Raw genomic sequence first — 19,914 nt, 5'->3', positions numbered from 1 at the left:
AGCACTAAATTTAATTTAGTGCTTTTTTTATGCTAATTTTTGGTGAGTAATTTCACTTGCAGCCCATTCAATAGCACTATTTATACAGGTAAATCTTTTCATTTTAGAGTTCATAAACAAGCGTTCTAATAATGAATTTTTCTTACCTTTTTCAGAATAGCTTACAATAGCGTAACCTTTTAAATTGAAATTATTTTTATAAAATTTTAACCAATCAGATGGTTTTACAGAATAATTGTAAATTCTATTGGTAATGTATATAATGCCATCACCATTATTCTCGTATAAGTTTGAAATTTCTTGTGTTATTTGTTTTCCATGGTGTTCCCAAGAATAAATTACGTCTTCATTAATTTCAGCAACAACAAACCCATCAAACAAATAATAGCTACCAAAAGGGTAGACTAACTCATTAAAGGCTTCTTTGTAATAGGGAGAATTTTTAAGGCTTCGTATCATTCTTATTTGTATTGAATAATAACACAAATTTAATGTAGGAATTTTCTACTTTACAAAAATTACGATAAAAAGCGATTAAATTCTTTAAAATTAAGTATTTAGTAAATTTCAGTGTCGGATTTTACACTATTTTCAAAATCGATTGATTCGTTTATGACGAGTACTTTACTGAAAATGAAACGGCCAATTTCTTTAATTGGCTCATAAAGTTTAGATTGTTCTTTAGTTTCTTTATCAACAATGGAAATGGTATTATTTACACTATCAAAAAATATTATAATAGCACCAACAATAACAGCAATTTTGAGAGCACCAAAAATTGCTCCTGCAATTTTGTTTAAAAACCCTAGCATTGCAAAATCGGCAACTTTAGTTAAAAGTTTTCCGGAATAATGTATTGCGATAACAATAAGAATAAAAGTGACTACAAATGAGGCTATATTCATGTTTTGTTCATTCCAATCCATATGTAGTGCTAAGTAATTTCCTGTAATATAAGAAAAGTGAATGGCGCCATAAATACCTGCAATTAATGCGATTAAAGATGCAATTTCAATAAAAAGGCCATTTTTGAAACCTTTATAAAGTCCTATTAATAATAATATTCCTAAAACAATATCTAAAAAATTCATAATGCGCACTTTACAACAAATATAGAACTTTGATTTGTACCTTTGAAAATATTTGAAATTTCAGATAACAATACTTCTTTATAAAATAGATAGCATGATAATGGAAAACAGAAGTATTTATAAAATTTAAAACGAATGGCAAGAGATATACAGTTAAAAGAGCGTTGGGATATTTTAGTTGAAAAATTATCAGCTCAGTTTGCAGATGGAGATACCTTAGAGTTAGACGCTATAATTTATTTAGTTGGAGTTCAAGAATTGGGTAAATACCATAGAAGTTATAAAAAGAATGAAAAGCTAGATTTAATGCATATTGCAATTTGCAGGTTATTGGAGCCTTACGGATTTTATGCTTTTGACTATTTTGATGAAGATGGTTGGCCACATTACACTATAAAAGAAGAGTTGCCATCATTAAAGGCTGGTGAACAATCTGTTTTAATGAAAGAGGCTATTGTTACTTATTTTGTTGATAATGAATATATAAGTTAAAAATTTACTAATGATACTAAACCCACCATATTATGCTGTAATTTTTACTTCTACTAGAACAGATGAAGATAATGGTTATGGTTTTATGGGGCAAAAAATGGAAGATTTAGCAAGAGAGCAAGAAGGGTTTTTGGGTGTTGAAAGTGCGCGTGAAGAGATAGGTATTACGGTTAGTTACTGGAAAAATTTAGAAGCCATTGCAAATTGGAAACAACAAGCTTATCATGTTTTTGCGCAACAAAAAGGGAGAAAAGATTGGTATTCTTCTTACAGAGTTCGTATTTGCTTAGTAGAAAGAGCGTATGAGTTTGAAAAGTAAATCCATTCGTTTTATAAAAAAACACCCTAAAAAACTGTTATTCCTAACAGTACTTTTAATTGCCTATTATTTCTGTCTTCCTAAAATACTTTTTAAAGCACCAACGGCAACAGTTGTAGAGAGTAAATCAGGAATATTACTAGGTGCTAAAATTGCTGATGATGGTCAATGGCGATTTCCAGTAGTTGATAGCGTTCCTCACAAATTTGAAACCTGTTTATTAAATTTCGAAGATGCTTATTTTTATAAGCATGTAGGTTTTAATCCTGTTTCAATGGGTAAAGCTATTTTAACAAACATTAGAGCCGGGCATACAGTTCGTGGCGGAAGTACAATTACGCAACAAGTAATTAGATTGTCAAGAGATAATCAAGCAAGGTCATATTTTGAAAAGTTTAAAGAGCTTATTCTGGCAACTAGATTAGAACTTAGATATTCAAAAAAAGAGATACTTAAATTGTATGCAAGTCATGCACCTTTTGGTGGCAATGTGGTTGGCTTAGAAGTAGCGTCATGGCGATATTTTGGTTTATTACCACACCAACTTTCTTGGGCAGAAACAGCTACTTTGGCAGTATTACCAAATGCACCAAGTTTGATTTATCCGGGTAAAAATCAATCTAAATTATTAGCAAAGAGAAATAGGTTACTCAAAAAGTTATTTGATAAAAAAATCATAGATAGAACAACATATGATTTAGCGCTCCTTGAACAATTGCCTCAAAAACCCTATGCTTTGCCTAATAGCGCGCCACATTTTGTACAACACATTTCAAAAACATATAAAGGGGAACGCATACAAAGTACTTTAGATAAAAATTTACAAGAAAATGCAAATGCAATTGTAGCTAAACACTACCGTTTACTTAAACAAAATTTAGTTTTTAATGCTTCGGTTTTAGTTTTAGATGTTAAAACTAGAGGGGTTTTAGCATATGTTGGCAATACCTCAACCGATAATTTACATGAAAAAGATGTAAATATGGTGCAAGCCAATAGAAGTACAGGTAGTGTTTTAAAACCTTTATTATATACTGCTATGTTAGATGCTGGTGAATTGTTACCAGATATGCTAGTACCAGATATTCCTACCCAAATAGCTGGGTATAGTCCTGAAAATTTTAACGAAACTTACAGCGGTGCTATTGAAGCAAAAAAAGCATTGGCACGCTCATTAAACATTCCTGCAGTTCGACTTTTACAGTCGTATGGTTTGCATAAATTTAGAGATCAGTTAAAAAGTTTTAATCTCAAAGGGTTGAACAAGTCAGCTGATCATTATGGCTTAACTTTAATATTGGGTGGTGCAGAGAGTAATTTATGGGATTTATGTAAGTCGTATGCAAACTTAGCTTCAACGGTAAATCATTTTAACAGTTCATCAAGCGAATATTTTAAGAACGAATTTGTCGAACCAATTTGGAGGCAAAATTCTACTATAGACTTTGGTGAAAAATCAACAGAAAAAACACTTTTTGATGCAGGAAGTATTTATTTGACTTTTGATGCGATGAAGGAGGTGAATAGACCACAAGGTAGTGAATCGTGGGAGTTTTACGATTCAAGTAAAGAGATAGCATGGAAAACAGGAACTAGTTTTGGTAATAAAGATGCTTGGGCAATAGGTGTAACTAGCGATTATGTTGTGGGTGTTTGGGTTGGTAATGCTGATGGTGAAGGAAGGCCAAACACAACAGGGGTTACTAGTGCTGCGCCAATTTTATTTGATGTGTTTGATATATTGCCAAAAACAGATTGGTTTTTAAAGCCTTTAGATGAATTCACAAATGTAGAGGTATGTGTAAAAAGTGGCTATCTAGCATCTGTAAATTGCCCCAAAAAAACAATTAGTATTCCTAATAAACAGAATCATGTTGAGGTTTGTAAATATCATCAAGTGATACAGTTAGATAGTGATAAGCAATTTAGAGTAAATTCTTCATGTGAAGATTTGTCACAAGCAATTACACAGTCGTGGTTTGTGTTACCACCCATCATAGAATACTATTATAAAAAGTCACACCCTACGTACAGAGTTTTACCACCTTTTAGGGGTGATTGTGTGCGTACCAATACATCTCCAATGGAAATTATTTATCCAAAAAATGGAAGTAAAATAGTGTTGGCTAAAAACTTTGAGGGGAAAACTAATGAAGTTGTTGTAAAACTAGCTCATGCAAAACCAGAGACTAAAGTTTTTTGGTATTTAGATGAGGTTTTTATTAAAGAAACTGAGAATTTTCATGAAATAGGAATAATACCTAGTGAAGGCGTACACAAAATTTTAGCAATTGATGCATTTGGTAATGAAACAAGCGTAATTATAACAATAGATTAATATTGCAACTTTGCAAAAAACTTATCTTTGAGTAACCAGACTATAAAAAATCAATTATGAGTTTAAAAGAGTTTTCAAATTTAAATAGGAATAAAACCATCTTAAATTTGTGTAAAGACACTTTCGATTTGGTCGTAATTGGTGGCGGAATCACAGGTGCTGGTATAGCTTTAGATGCTTCTTCTCGTGGTTTAAAAGTAGCTTTAATAGAAAAAAATGATTTTGCTTCAGGTACCAGTAGTAAATCAACAAAACTTATTCATGGCGGACTCAGATACCTAAAACAATTTGATTTTTGGTTGGTGAAAGAAGTGGGTTCAGAACGTGCAATTGTTCACAAATTAGCACCACACTTGGTATTGCCAGAAAAAATGTTGTTGCCTTTAATGGAAAATGGTTCGTATGGAAAATGGTTAACTTCAATTGGGCTAAAAGTGTATGATATTTTGGCACAAGTTACTGATGAAGATAAACGCCAAATGTTAGAGAAAGAAGATGCACTTATATTAGAACCATTACTTCCTACAAAAAACTTGAACGGTGCAGGTTATTACGCCGAATATAGAACTGATGATGCTCGTTTGACTATAGAAAATATCAAAACGAGTTTAAATTACGATACTACAGCTTTAAATTACGCATCAGTAGAAGAATTTATTTATACAGATAAAAAAATTACAGGTGTTGTCGTAAAAGATGCAGTTTCAGGTAGTGAGTTCAAAATAAAATCAAAATATGTGGTAAGCGCCACAGGCCCTTGGGTTGATGATTTAAGAGCAGTAAATAACTCTAATAAAGGCAAACATTTATACCTAACAAAAGGGGTGCATTTGGTTTTTCCGTATGAAAAATTACCAGTACAACAGTCTGTTTATTTTGATATCCCTGATGGTAGAATGATGTTTGCTATTCCTCGTGGAAATACTACGTATGTGGGTACTACTGATACGCATTATACTGAAAATAAAGACAAGGTTAAAACAGATTTAGCTGATGCGATGTATTTAATTTCAGCAGTAAATAATATGTTCCCGACTATAGAATTGAGTTTAGATGATATAGTTTCTTCATGGGCTGGTTTAAGACCTTTGATTCATGAAGAAGGAAAATCTGCTTCCGAGTTATCACGAAAAGATGAGATTTTCACTTCTGATACAGGGTTGATTAGCATTGCAGGTGGCAAACTCACAGGTTACCGTAAAATGGCAGAGCGTGTGGTTGATAGAGTTGTGAAATTAGTCGAAGAGGCAGATTCAACTAAAGAATTAAAATCTTGCCATACAGATGAAATTCCGTTGTGTAAGAATGCTTTTAAAAATGCAAAAGAAGTAAAAGAGTACATTTTAGAAATTACAAGCCGAATACAAGCAGATGGTTTTAAAGCTCATGATGCTTGGTTTTTAGTAACAAATTATGCTAAACAAACTGAAGTTGTTTTAGAAACATATGCTTTAATAAATGATAAAGACATAAAAGTTAGACTAGCAAAAGCAGAACTTTTATTCTGTATTCATTATGAAATGATACAAAATCCGATGGATTTCTTTATTAGAAGAACTGGACGTTTGTATTTTGATATTGAAAGCATTCGTTATTTAATGGATCCTATTCTAGAAGAATTTAAAAAAGTTTTTAAACTCTCAGATAATAAAATAGAAGACTATCGACAAGAATTAGAACATGAGATAGATGAACATTCTAATTTTTCATTAAATCGTGATTAATCTAACTTATCCGTCAAATCTTTAAAAACTCTTTTTGGGTTTTTATCATTGTAGAGTACCTCATAAACTGCGTTTAATATTGGTGTTTTAGATTTGTTTTTTCGACCATTGTTTAGCTTATGTGCACTTTTGGTAGCATAATATCCTTCTGCAACCATTTTCATTTCCATCATCGCACTTTTTACTGTGTAGCCTTTACCAATCATATTCCCAAACATACGATTACGACTAAAAGTAGAATAACCAGTTACTAATAAATCACCTAAATATGCAGAGTTATTAATATTACGTTTCATGTTATGTATTTTTTTAATGTAACGCTTCATTTCTCTAATCGCGTTACTCATTAATACACTTTGAAAGTTATCTCCATACCCTAGACCATGAGCAATACCAGCAGCAATTGCATAAATATTTTTAAGCATAGCTGCATATTCAGTACCAATAATATCGTCAGAAGTTTTAGTTTTAATGTACTCACTACTTAAATGCTCAGCCATTATTTCAGCTTTATGAGTGTCACCACAAGCAATGGTTAAATAAGATAAACGTTCAAGTGCAACCTCTTCAGCATGGCAAGGCCCAGTAATTACACCAATTTTTTTAAACGGAATATCATATTTCTCATGAAAATGTTCACCAACAATTAATCCGGTTTCTGGTACAATACCTTTTATAGCAGAAAATAAACATTTGTTTTCAAGTGAAACAGTAAGTTTAGAAAGTTCAGTTTCTAAAAATGCAGATGGAATAACAAAAATTAATAAATCGGCATTAGTAACTGCGGTATTTATATCATCCGTTAAAATTAATTGCTCTGTATTAAACTCTACAGAACTCAAATAATTGGGGTTATGACCTTGAGTTCTAATGTGTTCAATTGCATCAGAATTTCGCATAAACCAGTGTACGGTATCAACATTTTCAGTCAACATTTTTACGATTGCTGTTGCCCAACTTCCGCCTCCTAAAACTGCAAATTTTAAATCTCTGTTCATAGTTTGTTTTCAAAAAAAAGAAAGGTAATCATTTCTTTTTTTGTTTACCAAAAACTTTATTAGTTTACAAAATTACTTAAAATTGATACATTATAAAACCCTAGTATTCAGAGTCATAAGTTTTTGGCATAAGAATTGCTATTATAAAAAGTGTATTTAAGATATATAAACTTTTAAGTTTTGGTCTTAAATATATTGAGTGATAAGTTAGTAAATGAATAATTAGAGAAAAGTTTTTTAGGTTGGTTGTTGAGACCGCTGTAAGTATTAGTGCTTACAGCGGTTTTTTTATAAAAAATAAGTATATATTTTTTAAGAGATTGGTAAAATTTTAGGGCTAAACTATTAATTACGTTATAATTTAGGTTCATGTTAACAGTACGAATGAAAAATGGTACTTTTGCAACTTGAAAAATGAATATAAATAATGAGCTTTTTTAAAAACTTTACCTCAAACCCTAAAAACGATTTTTTTGCAGGTGTAACAGTTTCATTAGCAATGATTCCTGAAGTGGTAGCATTTGCTTTTGTAGCAAATATCGATCCATTAGTAGCGCTATCTGGAGCATTTATAATTGGTTTAATTACTGCTATTTTTGGTGGTAGGCCAGGTTTAATATCTGGAGCAGCAGGTGCCGTTGCAGTAATTTTTGTAAACCTTATTAGAGAAGGCCATATTAAAGGACTAGAAATGGATATTCCGGTTGATAATATGGGTTACTATTATTTATTAGGTGCTGTAATTTTAATGGGAATAATTCAAATATTTGCTGGAGTTCTAAAATTAGGTCGTTTTGTTCGTTTGATTCCACACTCTGTAATGATGGGGTTTGTTAACGGTTTAGCAATTGTAATTTTTATCGCTCAAGTAAAGATGTTTAGTCATAAAATACCTAATCCTGATCCAAATTCTGTAGATAAATACTTAAGTGTATTTATGCAAGGTTCTGAATTATTTATAATGATTGGTTTAGTATTATTTACTATGGCAATTATTTACTTTTTGCCTAAGTTGACAACTAAAGTTCCTGCAGCTCTAACAGCAATCTTAATTACAACATTTGGCGTTATTTTATTTGATATTGACGTAACAACAGTTGGTTCATACATTAGAGAGGGTGGTGGTGATGGTTTAAAAGGTGAATTTCCAACACCCAATCAAGAACTGTGGCAATTTTTACCTTTTAATTTAGAGACTTTTACATTTATACTTCCTTATGCATTTTTAGCAGCTAGTGTTGGTCTAATTGAAAGTTTAATGACGATGAATTTGGTTGATGAATTAACGGATACTAGAGGTCAAGGAAATAGAGAATGTGTTGCTCAAGGTATGGGTAATATTGCAAGTGGTTTACTTGGCGGTACTGGTGGTTGTGGTATGATTGGGCAAACAGTTATTAATATTAATGCAAAAGGTAGAGGCAGATTATCAGGTGTGGTAATGGCATTAACTTTATTAACTTTTATCTTATTTGCTGATACATATATTGAACAAGTACCTATTGCGGCATTAATAGGTGTAATGTTTATGATGGTTATTGAAACATTTGCTTGGTCAAGTTTCAGAATATTAAAAAAAATACCAAGATCAGATGCTTTTGTTTTAATCGCAGTATCTGCAATTACAGTATTTTTCGATTTAGCAATTGCGGTATTTATTGGCGTAATTATATCAGCTCTTGCATTCTCTTGGGAAAACGCAAAACGTATTCGTGCACGTAAAAGCGTTGATGCTAATGGCGTGAAAACGTATGAAATATTTGGCCCATTATTTTTTGGATCTACAACAGGTTTTAGTGAAAAATTTGAAGTTGCAACAGATCCTGAGGAAGTAGTAATTGATTTTAAAGACAGCCGTATTGCTGATATGTCTGGTATTGAAGCTATTAATAAACTCTCTGAAAGATATCAAAAAGCAGGTAAAAAATTGCACTTAAAACATTTGAGTAAAGATTGTATCAACCTACTAAAAATAGCGGATGATATTGTTGATGTAAATGTGTTAGAAGATCCAACATATAAAGTTGTAGCTGACGGCTTTAATTATGAAGATGAGGATTAATTAATCCCAAAAATTATAAAAATGATGTAGTGGACCATGCCCTTTCCCAAGGGTGTAGTTCACACTTTTATGTATAGCACTTTCTAAATATTCTTTACCTTTTATTACGGCTTTTTGCAATGAAAATCCTTGAGCTAAAAATGCTGTAATAGCTGATGATAAGGTGCAACCTGTGCCATGTGTGTTATTAGTTTTTACTCTTTTTGAAGTAAGCTCTAAAAATTCGTTAGTTTCCTTATTATAAAAAATATCAGTTAATGCATCATTATTAAAATGGCCAGCTTTTAATAAAACAGAAGTATTGTACTTTGTTGCCAATTCATAAGTGAAGAACTTTAATTCAGATTGATTGTTGATTTTTTTGTTTAACAATAATTCACACTCATATTTATTGGGTGTTATAAGTCGTGCAATGGGTAGTAATTCATTTCCAATATGATTAATTGCTTCATTTAGTAAGAGTTTATCTCCTGATGTTGCAACCATAACAGGGTCAACTACTATATTTTTTACTTTGTATTTCTTTAGTGTTTGTACTACACTTGTTATTGTTTCACAAGAATGAAGCATACCTATTTTTACAGCATCTGTTCCAATATCATCTAAAACAGCTTCCATCTGCTTTTCTAAATGAGTAATAGGTATTGGGTGAATATCAATTACACCTACAGTATTTTGTGCGGTTAATGCTGTTATTGCAGATGTTCCGTAACAACCACAGGCACTAAATGTTTTTAAATCTGCTTGTATGCCTGCTCCTCCGCCAGAATCACTTCCTGCAATTGTGAGTGCTCTTGAATAGTTCTTATTTATATTTTCCATGATTCTAAATTATAAGCACTATCCCAAAAAAGCCATTCCATTTTTGAAGCCATTAAGAAGGCATCAGTCATTTTTTTTCTAGTTTCAGTTGTTGATTTATCTGCATAATAATCACAAATTTCAATCGCGTTTTTAACTGCTATACCAAATTCTTCTCCTGCATAGGTAGCTATCCAGTTTTGATAAGGGTTTTCTGATGTGGTTTGAATCTTTAAAATATAATCACCAACTTTTTTATAAATCCAGAAGCAAGGCAATACCGCAGCTAATGTTTCTTCTATAGTAGATAAATTGAATATTTTATTTAAAAAACCTACATACAATAAACATGATGGTGAGATAGGCACATCTTTATTAAAATTAAACTGTTGTAAATAACTGCTGTGAAGTATTTGTTCTACTTGAATGGTATTTGTTGCGAAGCTTAAAAAAGCTTCAACATGCGCAGGTTTCTCTAGTTTAGTGCCGATACCTGCTAATACTTTCCCAAAGTCAGCTAAATAATAAGCATCTTGTTGAATGTAATATTCGAATTTTTCTTGTGGTAAACTACCGTTAGATAGTTCTTCAATAAAAGGGTGTTTGGTGATTTTTTCATAAGTAGGAATCATTTGATTCCAAGTATTCTCACTCCATTTCATAATTATGTGTAGTTTACACAACTGAAAAACGAATGCGAATAAAACAAAAACATTAGTAATGTTTTTAGAAGATAGGCAATTCTCGTTTCCCTTCGTTGCAATTAAACAAATCAGGTTCAAAGGGTAAAATCTCAGCCCAATTAAGAGCTCCCCTAACGATTATTATATTTTATTTATAATGTTCTTAAATATTCAGCAATAGCTCTGGTTTCTTGGTCAGATAGTTTATTGTCGAGCATAACAGCATTATTATATTCTTTTAATAAAGCCTTTGCAATTGGATCTTTTCTCAACATTTCCGTTGGATTTTTCATCATATTCATTACCCAAGTAGCATTTCTTCTTTCGTAAACACCAGATAAAGCAGGTCCAATCAGTTTTTTGTCAGCCATATGGCAAGCTGTACAGACATTTTTGTACTTTGCTTCCCCCTCAGAGGCCAAACCGGAATCAATATCACTTGGAAAAGAAAAATCTTTGTAAGGGCCAATACCTTCATTACTCATGTCAATAGGAGTCTTTTCAACGACTTTTTCCTCTTTTTTTTCGGTTTTAGCACGGTTCATCTCAAAACCACCTTTTTTCTCTTCTTTTTTTTCGCCACAATTTGCTAAAAGTAGGCAAAGAGATAAAGCACCAACTAGTTTTTTCATTATTATAAATAATTTAAGTTACTAAGATAAACAATCTGCTAATTTAATGAAATTCCTTTAAAAAATTAATAGTTCTATGCTCCGTATATGTCATATTGTTTTTGCCAATAAAGCCAACGTGTCCGCCATAATTTGGCATCTCTAAATATAAATTAGAATTTTCTTCTGCTTCTTTTTTAGGGTAACATTCTTTACCTAAAAAAGAATCATTTTTACTGTTGATAATCAGCGTAGGAATTTTAATAGAAGGTAAGAATTGCAAGCAACTAGATTGTGTGTAATAGTCAATAGCATCTTTAAAACCATGTGCTCTACTTGTGTATACATCGTCAAAATCTTTTAATGTTTTTATTTGTGCGATGTCTTCATTTGTAATTTTACTAGGAAAGAGTTGTTGTTTAGCTCTTAATTTATCAATCAAATGCTTTTTAAATCTATTTGCGTAAATTTTATTTCTAGTCGCTAATAATTCTCTTAATGAGCTGTGCAAATCACAAGGTACAGATATTGCAACAGCGGCTTTAATTTCTTTTGGAATCATTCGTTTTTCACCTAAATACTTTAATATCAAATTCCCTCCTAAGCTAAAACCATTTAAATATAACTCTGAGTATTCTTTTTTTTGAAGAATATTTTGAATTACAGCATTTAAATCTCCTGTTGCACCTGAATGGTATGATTTAAATAAAAGATTGGGCTCACCACTACAACTTCTTAAATTAACTGCACAAACATTGTAATTGTTTGCTACAAATTGCTTCGCAATTCCTGTTATATAGGGGCGTTGAGCACTACCTTCTAGGCCATGAATAACAATAGCAACTTTATTTGATTTTTGATCGGTATAACTCCAATCTAAATCTAAAAAATCATTATCAGGTAATATAATACGCTCCCTTTTTTGTATTAGTCCATCAACTTTACGAATTACTCCTGAGTAAATAGTTGATATGTGACCATTCTTAAACAAAAATGGGGGATTGTAATCGGACAAAATTATAGGCATTCTGAACTACTATTTTGGGAAATTTTCTAAAACTTTTATTTGCTCTTCAATTGAACTTTTAAACTCAGTTTTTAAATTTTCAACTAATGTTGAAACAGGTACAATGTCGTCAATTAAAGCAACACCTTGCCCTGCGGACCAAATTGTTTTCCAAGCTTTAGCTTCAGTATCTAATTCTTTACCAAAATCTATTTTTACATCTTTTTTTAAATCCTCTTCAGTAATACCTGCTGCTTTTAAGCTTGCACTCAGAAAGTTTGCGTGTACACCTGATATTGATGCTGTATACGTAACATCACTTGCGCCAGCTTCCACAATCATTTTTCTATATTCATCGGTAGCTCTACTTTCTTCAGTATTTATAAAACGAGTTCCCATATATGCTAGATCGGCACCCATTTGTAATGCAGATGCAACATCTCTACCGGTACTAATACAACCCGATAAAATAATTGTTTTATCATAGAATTTTTTAATTTCAGCAACTAAAGTCATGGGGTTAATTGTACCTGCATGACCACCAGCACCAGCTGCTACTAAAATTAAACCATCAACTCCTGCTTCAGCAGCTTTTTCAGCATGCCTTTTCTTTATAATATCATGAAATACCAATCCGCCATAACTATGTATAGCATCTACAACTTGTGATACTGCACCTAGTGATGTAATAATTAGTGGTACTTTATGTTTTACACATAATTTTAAATCGGCTTCAAGTCTCGGGTTTGTTGGGTGTACTATTAAATTTACACCAAACGGAGCTGCTTTTTTACCTGTAGTATCTTCAAACTCTTTTAAAGTTGTTTTTATTTCAATTAACCATTCTTCAAATCCTTCACTTGAACGTTGATTTAAAGCGGGGAAAGTTCCAACAATTCCATTTTTGCAACATTCGATTACCAAATTTGGACCAGAAATTAAAAACATTGGTGCGGTAACTATAGGTAATGCCAGTTCATTTATAAAAGGTGCTTTATTTTTCATGGTAAAAATTGTTTATATGATAAAAATAACGATATTTTTCTGAGTACTTTGACTTATTATTCAAATCTATAGTATTTTTACAATTATTATGCGTGCATAGCAAAAAAATGTTTTTATGTATTTAAAAGAGTTTGAAATTCGTTGGAGTGATGTTGATGCTAATCGTCATTTGGCCAATAGTGCTTACCTAAATTTTATGAGTCATACACGTATGTCTTTTTTAATGGAAAATGGTTTTTCTCATAAAACAATGGCGGCGCATAATTTAGGGCCAGTAGTATTTCATGAGCATGTGTATTATTTTAAAGAAGCATTCCCTGGTAAGCCTATTAGAGTTTCAATGGAAATAATGGGTATGAGTGAAGATTATAAGTTTTTTGAATTTCACCACAATTTTTATGATTACAAAGGCAGGCATATAGCACATTGTGAGATGATGGGAGCATGGATAGATCTAAACACACGTAAATTAGTTGGAGTATCAGATGAGTTTTTAGAGACTTTTAAAAATATTGAAAAAGCAGAAGGCTATAAAGTATTAACAAAAGAAGATACTCGTAAATTTGCTAAAATACCTAAAGACTTGGCTTAAGTTTCGGTTTTTTACTTACTAAATAAACACCTAAAAGTACGAGCAACATTGCTATTAGTTTTAGGGTACTCAAGCTATCTTTACCTGTAAATATTGCAAAACAAACTCCAATGAGTGGTTGCAAATATGAAAATGCACCTACGGTTGACGCTTTTAATTGTTTTAAGGCAAAAGCATTAAATATGTAAGTGCAAAATGTTGTTCCTAATATTACATACACAATAGCACCTATTATATTTGTTGGAATTGAGTGCCATTCAACTTGAGTAAATTCAGGTATTGTAAATGGTAGTGTGATTACAAAACCGATAGTAAATAACCATTTTAAGGCTAAAAAAGGATGGTATTTTTCAAGTAATTTCTTTACGAGTATTAAATAGATACCGAAAGAAGTCGCATTAATGATAAATAAGAAGTTCCCAAACGGGATATTTGGTGCGTTATTATTAATTTCTGCACCAAATAAGACTAAACTAAGTGCACCAATAAGACCAATAATAACACCAATACCTTTTTGAAAAGTAATTTTTTCTTTAATTAAAAATGCAGATAGAATTACAACGATTATCGGGGTAATAGTAATTAAAACGGCACTGTTAATAGGTGTTGATAATTCTAGCCCTTTAAAGAATGAAAGCATATTAATTGCCATTCCTGTAAGTGCGCAAATTAAAAAGCGGCCCCAATCTTCACGTTCAATTTTTTGTTTAGGAACAAAAGGAGACATTGCCCAAAATAGAATGGTAGCGCCAATTAGTCGAATAAAAATAAAGCCAAAAGGTTTTACATAATTAGGCATAACATCTTTTGCAATAGTATGGTTTAGTGCATAAATAATAGTTGTGCCTAAAGTAGCTAATATGGCTAGCGTTCTTTTGTTCACCCTTGTATTTTTTCTTTAGCCGTAGCAACTACTTTTTTGCTGTTACCAATAAATATCTCTCCATCAACCAAAATAACTGGTCGTTTTAAAAAAGTATAGTGTTCTAAAATATAGTGTTTGTAATCAGCTTCAGAAAGTGATTTTTCTTTTAAGCCTTTTTCTTTGTATAATCGTGCTCTTTTGCTAAATAAAGCTTCATAACTTCCTGCAAGCTTATGCATTTCCTCTAGCTGGTCAGTTGTTATTGAAACTGCTTTAATATCTTGTAATTCAAAACCCTCTAAAGGTTGTAATTCTTTCAGTATTCTTTGGCAGGTGTCACAAGTACTTAAGTGGTATATTTTTTTCATTCAGATAAATTTTGAAGTCTATGAATTCTAGATTTTCACGAAAACATATTTTTGTGTTAATCCTGTTGCAAAGGAACTCATTTCCTGTGAAAAGTTCTATTTTTATGGCTCAATTAAACAATATTATTTTGGAAAAACTATTTGATATTATTCTTAAGAATAGAAAAATTTTATATAAATTTTTAACAAGTACACCTAGAGAACAACTTTTAAATATTCCTGAAGGGTATAGAAATAACATTTGGTGGAATATTGCACATGTGGTAGTTACCCAAGAACTTTTGGTAAATAAATTTAGTGGTCTGCCATTGCGTATTTCTAATGAAATGGTAGAAAAATATAAAAAAGGCACAGTGCCTGATGGTTTGGCAACCGAAGATGAAATTGAATTGGTTGAAGGTTTGTTATTTTCTACACTTGAATTGATGCAACAAGATTATGAGCAAGGTAAATACAAAACGTATACTGAATATACCACAAGTGTAAATATTACTTTGAGTAGTGTTGAAGATGCAATTGCGTTTAATGCATACCATGAAGGTTTGCATACAGGTGCAATTTTATCGTTATTAAAAGTGCAAACAAAATAATATTTATTTCTTCTTAATTTTTAAAGCAAGAAATTTATTTATTTCATTATAAGGCAGGGTTATAATTATTGGACCATCAGCATACGAAGCAACTTCGTATTGGTTGTACAATAATTGTAGCCCTTTTTTTGTAAAACCAATATTTTTAGGCAAGTAAAAACTTTCGTCTTCAAACATAAAGCCTGTGCTGTTAATTGATGCGTTCTGCGGAATATCTTCTTGAATTTTAAATTTAATAGATGCAAAATGTTCAAAATCATTTTTATCACTAAACAATTGCCAATTTTCTAGATAGTCACCTTTCTTTTTGTCAAAATTTAAAAAACGTGTTACACTGTAACCGTGTGCACCACCTGTAAAAATGTAGCTATCAAGTTGAATTGTAATAACATCTTTATTCTCAAAAGTAATAGCTGCTTTTATTGATGCCTCCCAACCAACAGTTTCATCGGAATACATTTTTTTAAGTTCTAAAAAGCCATTTTTAAAAGAAGCTATAGCTTTATCAATAGTTTCTACTTTTATATCATCGTCGTAAAGAAGTTGATTAATAACTTCTCTTTCAAGTTTGTTGTTTATGGTAGTTACTATTGGTAAATCATCAGTAAAATTAAATGTAGAAATTTTTACATCTGGGCAATCTTCACATTTTTGACTTTCAAATTTTAAAGGTTCGTAGTTTAATTGATCTTCATTGTTTTTACAACCAATAGCTATTGTAAGAAGTAAAAATAAAGTTAACTTAATCTTCATGTTTGTTATTTAATATTTGAAAATAATAATCATTGTTCCCCTGCAAAGATAACGGTACATTTGTATGTAAAGATATGCGATATGAATGAAAAAAAATTAAAATTTAATTCAAAAGTAATTCACGGTGGGCAGGCCCCAGATAAAGCATACGGAGCAGTATCTGCTCCCATTTATCAAACATCAACATTTGCAAAACCCTCGCCTACTGTAAACCAAGAGTTTGAGTATTCTAGAGGAGAAAACCCAACAAGAGCAGCTTTAGAAAGAGCATTGGTAAGTATTGAAGATGGTACGCATGCAATGGCTTTTGCTAGTGGTGTTGCCGCAATTGACGCTATTTTAAGGTTATTGAATGCTGGTGATGAAGTTATTGCTATAAATGATTTATATGGCGGAAGCTATCGGTTATTTACAAAAGTTTTTGAGCGTTATAATATTAGTTTTCATTTTGTTAAAATGGATGATGTTTCCAATATTGAGAAACATATTAATGATAAAACTAAATTGGTATGGATTGAAACACCTACCAACCCATTGTTGACTATCGTTGATATTACAAAAATAGCATCGATTACAAAAAAACATAATTTGTTACTAGCGGTAGATAATACATTTGCTAGTCCGTATTTACAACAACCTTTAACTTTAGGAGCTGATATTGTTATGCACTCTATTAGTAAATATATTAGTGGGCATAGTGATGTTATTTCTGGTGCCGTAATTGTGAATGATAAAGAGATTGCTGATAAGCTTTACTTTATACAAAAATCTACCGGTGCAATTTCAGGACCAATGGATAGTTTTTTGGCACTTCGTGGATTAAAAACATTACATGTGCGTATGCAAAGACACTGTGAAAATACGGCTGTAATAGCACGATTTTTAGAAAAACATGATAAGGTAGAAAAAGTATTTTGGCCAGGTTTTGAATCACACCCTAATCATAAAGTTGCAAAAGAACAGATGAAAGATTTTGGCGCTGTAATTTCATTTGTGCCAAAAGGCGGCAATTTTGATGATGCGGTTAAGATTGTTGAAACACTAAATTTATTTGCTTTAGCAGATTCTTTAGGTGGTGTTGAAAGTTTAATTGGTCACCCAGCAAGTATGTCACATGGGAGTATCCCAAGAGAAGAAAGAGAAAAGGTTGGAATAGTTGATGGTTTAATACGTTTAAGTGTTGGAATTGAAGATGTTGAAGATTTAATTGTAGATTTAGATAATGCTTTGAATATTGTGTAATGTTTTTTCTTTTTAAGGACTAATCCTATAAGATATTCAATAAAACCTTAATTAAAGCATAAATTTTATTAAATTTTTAATTATTGACATTTTATTTTGTCATAAATATATAATTTTGGCGTTATATTTTAAATTTAATAATTTAAGAATAAAAACATAGTAGCAACATAATCAAATTAAAGATATGGATGTAAAAATTAAAAACTTTATGAATGAGGTAATTGGTCGTAATGGTCATGAACCTGAATTTATTCAAGCGGTACAAGAAGTTGCTGAAACTGTTATCCCATACATAGCAAAACATAAAATTTACAATGGTAAAAATATTTTACTGCGTATGGTAGAACCTGAAAGATTGGTTTCTTTTAGAGTTGCTTGGGTTGATGATAAAGGAGAAATTCATGTAAATAGAGGTTACCGTATTCAAATGAATTCGGCGATTGGCCCTTACAAAGGTGGTTTGCGTTTTCATCCTTCAGTAAATGCTAGTATTTTAAAATTCTTAGCTTTTGAGCAAGTATTCAAAAATAGTTTAACAACATTGCCAATGGGTGGTGGTAAGGGTGGTTCAGATTTTGACCCGAAAGGGAAGTCAGATGATGAAGTAATGCGTTTTTGCCATGCTTTTATGTTAGAGCTAAATCGTCATATTGGTCCTAATACTGATGTTCCTGCGGGTGATATTGGTGTTGGTGCCAGAGAAATCGGATTTTTATTCGGTATGTATAAAAAAATTAGAAATGAATTTACAGGTGTATTAACTGGTAAAGGACGTTCATGGGGTGGCTCATTAATTCGTCCAGAGGCAACAGGTTATGGTACTGTATATTTTGCACAGAGTATGTTGCAAACTCAAGAAAAAGATTTTGAGGGTAAAAGTGTAGTAATTTCTGGTTCAGGAAATGTGGCACAGTATGCTGCTGAAAAAGCATTGCAATTGGGTGCTAAAATTTTAACGCTATCAGATTCTCAAGGTTATATTTATGATGAAGATGGTATCGATGCTGATAAATTAGCCTATGTGATGGATTTAAAAAACAACCAAAGAGGTCGTATATCTGCTTATGCAGATAAATATGAATCTGCTACTTTTTATGCTGGTAAAACACCTTGGGATGTTAAATGTGATATTGCATTGCCATGTGCTACACAAAATGAATTGAGTGGTGAAAATGCAAAAACATTGATTGAAAATGGATGTATTTGTGTTGCTGAAGGAGCAAATATGCCTTCTACACCTGAAGCTATTCATGAATTTCATGAGGCAAAAATATTATTCGCACCAGGTAAAGCTTCTAATGCTGGTGGTGTTGCCACTTCAGGTTTAGAAATGTCACAAAATTCATTACGTATTAGCTGGACACGAGAAGAAGTTGATGGTCGTTTAAAAGATATTATGAGTGATATTCACGATTCTTGTATTGAATACGGAAAAGACGAAAATGGATATTGTAATTATGTAAAAGGAGCAAATATTGCTGGTTTCGTAAAAGTTGCTGATGCAATGTTAGCACAAGGTGTTATTTAAATAACGTCTTATTTAAATTTTAAAAACGAAGTTTCTATTTAAGAAGCTTCGTTTTTTTGTTTGTAGTTGTTAAGAGCTAATTTTTTTTTCAATTCACTATCTTTGCTTTAACCTGAAATGCTATAATGCAAGTAACCACCAAAGCAATAATTTTATCGGCGCTTAAATATGGAGATACAAGCCTAATTGTAAAAGCATACACCTTGTCTGACGGTGTAAAATCATACTTGTTAAAAGGGGTTTTATCTTCTAAAAAAGGAAAATTAAAAGCAGCTTATTTTCAACCTTTATCACAGTTAGAGATAGTTGCACAGCATAAAAATAAAGGCACATTAGAGAATATTAAAGAGGTGAAAGTAAATTATCATTACCAAAGCTTACATACTAATATTACTAAAAATGCATTAACTTTTTTTCTTGCTGAAATGTTAGGGAATAGCATACATGAAGAGGAAGCTAATCTAGAGTTATTTGGTTTTTTAGAAGCATCATTACAATGGTTGGATACGAATGATCATATATCAAATTTTCATTTATACTTTTTATTAGTGTTAACTAGGTATTTTGGGATATACCCTGATACCTCTGAAATAAATGCCCCATATTTTGATTTAACGGAAGCTAACTTTGTTTACATACCATCTTTAAACCCTTTAGTGTTAGGTGAAAATTTAAATTACTTTAAACGATTTTTGGGCATAAATTTTGATGCAATACATACTATAAAGATGAATAAAAAACATCGTCAAGAGCTTTTGAAAAGTATTATTCTTTATTACGAGTTACATTTACACGGATTTAGAAAACCTAAATCTCTTGAGATATTAAATCAAGTTTTTAGCTAGA

21 protein-coding genes and 1 riboswitch are annotated in these 19,914 nt (G+C 31.5%); of the genes, 10 read left to right on the top strand and 11 right to left on the bottom strand.

The features are described from left to right. Positions 1–27: 27 nt before the first annotated feature. Together KO500_RS04720 and KO500_RS04715 are read right to left on the bottom strand one after the other, a co-directional pair. Positions 28–459 (bottom strand): hypothetical protein, encoded by a 432-nt coding sequence (locus KO500_RS04720; protein ID WP_215955348.1) that lies wholly within the window; start codon positions 457–459, stop codon positions 28–30. 98 nt (positions 460–557) lie between these two features. Beyond that, positions 558–1,091, bottom strand: a complete 534-nt coding sequence (locus tag KO500_RS04715) for a CvpA family protein (RefSeq protein WP_215955347.1) — start codon at positions 1,089–1,091, stop codon at positions 558–560. Positions 1,092–1,226: 135 nt separating this feature from the next. Here KO500_RS04715 and KO500_RS04710 point away from each other — a divergent pair, with 135 nt between their 5' ends. From KO500_RS04710 to KO500_RS04695, 4 genes are read left to right on the top strand one after another with little or no spacing between them, the layout of a single operon-like run. Beyond that, positions 1,227–1,583 (top strand): hypothetical protein, encoded by a 357-nt coding sequence (locus KO500_RS04710; protein WP_215955346.1) that lies wholly within the window; start codon positions 1,227–1,229, stop codon positions 1,581–1,583. Positions 1,584–1,593: 10 nt separating this feature from the next. Beyond that, entirely contained in the window at positions 1,594–1,902 is a 309-nt protein-coding gene (locus KO500_RS04705; protein WP_215955345.1) for an antibiotic biosynthesis monooxygenase family protein, read from the top strand. Next, a complete protein-coding gene (gene pbpC, locus KO500_RS04700; protein ID WP_436835709.1) occupies positions 1,892–4,240 on the top strand; it encodes a penicillin-binding protein 1C in 2,349 nt (782 codons plus the stop codon). Before KO500_RS04705 ends, pbpC begins: the two co-directional genes overlap by 11 nt. A gap of 56 nt (positions 4,241–4,296) precedes the next feature. Further along, positions 4,297–5,964: a glycerol-3-phosphate dehydrogenase/oxidase gene (locus KO500_RS04695; RefSeq protein WP_215955343.1), complete on the top strand. Its 1,668-nt coding sequence runs from the start codon at positions 4,297–4,299 to the stop codon at positions 5,962–5,964. Here the strand turns inward: KO500_RS04695 and KO500_RS04690 are convergent. Continuing rightward, entirely contained in the window at positions 5,961–6,962 is a 1,002-nt protein-coding gene (locus tag KO500_RS04690; protein WP_215955342.1) for an NAD(P)H-dependent glycerol-3-phosphate dehydrogenase, read from the bottom strand. The two genes, KO500_RS04695 and KO500_RS04690, sit on opposite strands and share 4 nt — an antisense overlap. A 427-nt stretch (positions 6,963–7,389) precedes the next feature. On the opposite strand from KO500_RS04690, the gene KO500_RS04685 reads away from it, so the two are divergent. Further along, positions 7,390–9,024 (top strand): SulP family inorganic anion transporter, encoded by a 1,635-nt coding sequence (locus tag KO500_RS04685; RefSeq protein ID WP_215955341.1) that lies wholly within the window; start codon positions 7,390–7,392, stop codon positions 9,022–9,024. On the opposite strand, the gene thiD is transcribed toward KO500_RS04685, so the two are convergent. The 5 genes from thiD to KO500_RS04660 form a co-directional block, all read right to left on the bottom strand. Further along, on the bottom strand, positions 9,025–9,846 hold the full coding sequence (thiD, locus tag KO500_RS04680; RefSeq protein WP_215955340.1) for a bifunctional hydroxymethylpyrimidine kinase/phosphomethylpyrimidine kinase: 822 nt from the start codon (positions 9,844–9,846) through the stop codon (positions 9,025–9,027). Beyond that, entirely contained in the window at positions 9,834–10,487 is a 654-nt protein-coding gene (gene tenA, locus KO500_RS04675) for a thiaminase II (RefSeq protein ID WP_215955339.1), read from the bottom strand. Before tenA ends, thiD begins: the two co-directional genes overlap by 13 nt. A gap of 70 nt (positions 10,488–10,557) precedes the next feature. Beyond that, positions 10,558–10,651, bottom strand: a riboswitch (TPP riboswitch). Between the two features lie 9 nt (positions 10,652–10,660). Further along, the gene (locus KO500_RS04670; protein WP_215955338.1) at positions 10,661–11,140 is read right to left on the bottom strand and encodes a c-type cytochrome; all 480 of its coding nucleotides are present in this window, start codon (positions 11,138–11,140) and stop codon (positions 10,661–10,663) included. 43 nt (positions 11,141–11,183) lie between these two features. Continuing rightward, positions 11,184–12,146, bottom strand: a complete 963-nt coding sequence (locus KO500_RS04665; RefSeq protein WP_215955337.1) for a YheT family hydrolase — start codon at positions 12,144–12,146, stop codon at positions 11,184–11,186. Between the two features lie 9 nt (positions 12,147–12,155). Further along, on the bottom strand, positions 12,156–13,130 hold the full coding sequence (locus KO500_RS04660; protein WP_215955336.1) for an NAD(P)H-dependent flavin oxidoreductase: 975 nt from the start codon (positions 13,128–13,130) through the stop codon (positions 12,156–12,158). Positions 13,131–13,245: 115 nt separating this feature from the next. On the opposite strand from KO500_RS04660, the gene KO500_RS04655 reads away from it, so the two are divergent. Continuing rightward, positions 13,246–13,722 carry an acyl-CoA thioesterase gene (locus tag KO500_RS04655; RefSeq protein WP_215955335.1) on the top strand — a complete coding sequence of 159 codons (477 nt, stop codon included), beginning with the start codon at positions 13,246–13,248 and terminating at the stop codon, positions 13,720–13,722. On the opposite strand, the gene KO500_RS04650 is transcribed toward KO500_RS04655, so the two are convergent. Beyond that, complete coding sequence (locus tag KO500_RS04650) at positions 13,706–14,605, bottom strand: DMT family transporter (protein ID WP_215955334.1); 900 nt, start codon at positions 14,603–14,605, stop codon at positions 13,706–13,708. The two genes, KO500_RS04655 and KO500_RS04650, sit on opposite strands and share 17 nt — an antisense overlap. Beyond that, positions 14,602–14,955, bottom strand: coding sequence for an arsenate reductase family protein (locus KO500_RS04645; RefSeq protein ID WP_215955333.1), 354 nt, complete (start codon positions 14,953–14,955; stop codon positions 14,602–14,604). Before KO500_RS04645 ends, KO500_RS04650 begins: the two co-directional genes overlap by 4 nt. A gap of 128 nt (positions 14,956–15,083) precedes the next feature. On the opposite strand from KO500_RS04645, the gene KO500_RS04640 reads away from it, so the two are divergent. Further along, a complete protein-coding gene (locus KO500_RS04640) occupies positions 15,084–15,545 on the top strand; it encodes a DinB family protein (protein WP_215955332.1) in 462 nt (153 codons plus the stop codon). 3 nt (positions 15,546–15,548) lie between these two features. On the opposite strand, the gene KO500_RS04635 is transcribed toward KO500_RS04640, so the two are convergent. After that, positions 15,549–16,298, bottom strand: coding sequence for a DUF3298 and DUF4163 domain-containing protein (locus KO500_RS04635; protein WP_215955331.1), 750 nt, complete (start codon positions 16,296–16,298; stop codon positions 15,549–15,551). Between the two features lie 81 nt (positions 16,299–16,379). Between KO500_RS04635 and KO500_RS04630 the strand changes: the two genes are divergently transcribed. From KO500_RS04630 to recO, 3 genes are all read left to right on the top strand, one after another. Further along, the gene (locus KO500_RS04630) at positions 16,380–17,540 is read left to right on the top strand and encodes a trans-sulfuration enzyme family protein (protein ID WP_215955330.1); all 1,161 of its coding nucleotides are present in this window, start codon (positions 16,380–16,382) and stop codon (positions 17,538–17,540) included. A gap of 184 nt (positions 17,541–17,724) precedes the next feature. Next, positions 17,725–19,068: an NADP-specific glutamate dehydrogenase gene (gene gdhA, locus KO500_RS04625; protein ID WP_215955329.1), complete on the top strand. Its 1,344-nt coding sequence runs from the start codon at positions 17,725–17,727 to the stop codon at positions 19,066–19,068. Between the two features lie 125 nt (positions 19,069–19,193). Next, entirely contained in the window at positions 19,194–19,913 is a 720-nt protein-coding gene (recO, locus tag KO500_RS04620; RefSeq protein WP_215955328.1) for a DNA repair protein RecO, read from the top strand. The last annotated feature ends 1 nt before the right edge of the window (position 19,914 follow it).

The organism is Cellulophaga baltica, assembly GCF_018861125.1.
GTDB classification, from domain to species: domain Bacteria; phylum Bacteroidota; class Bacteroidia; order Flavobacteriales; family Flavobacteriaceae; genus Cellulophaga; species Cellulophaga baltica_A.
This window is presented reverse-complemented; position numbering and strand designations above follow the sequence as displayed.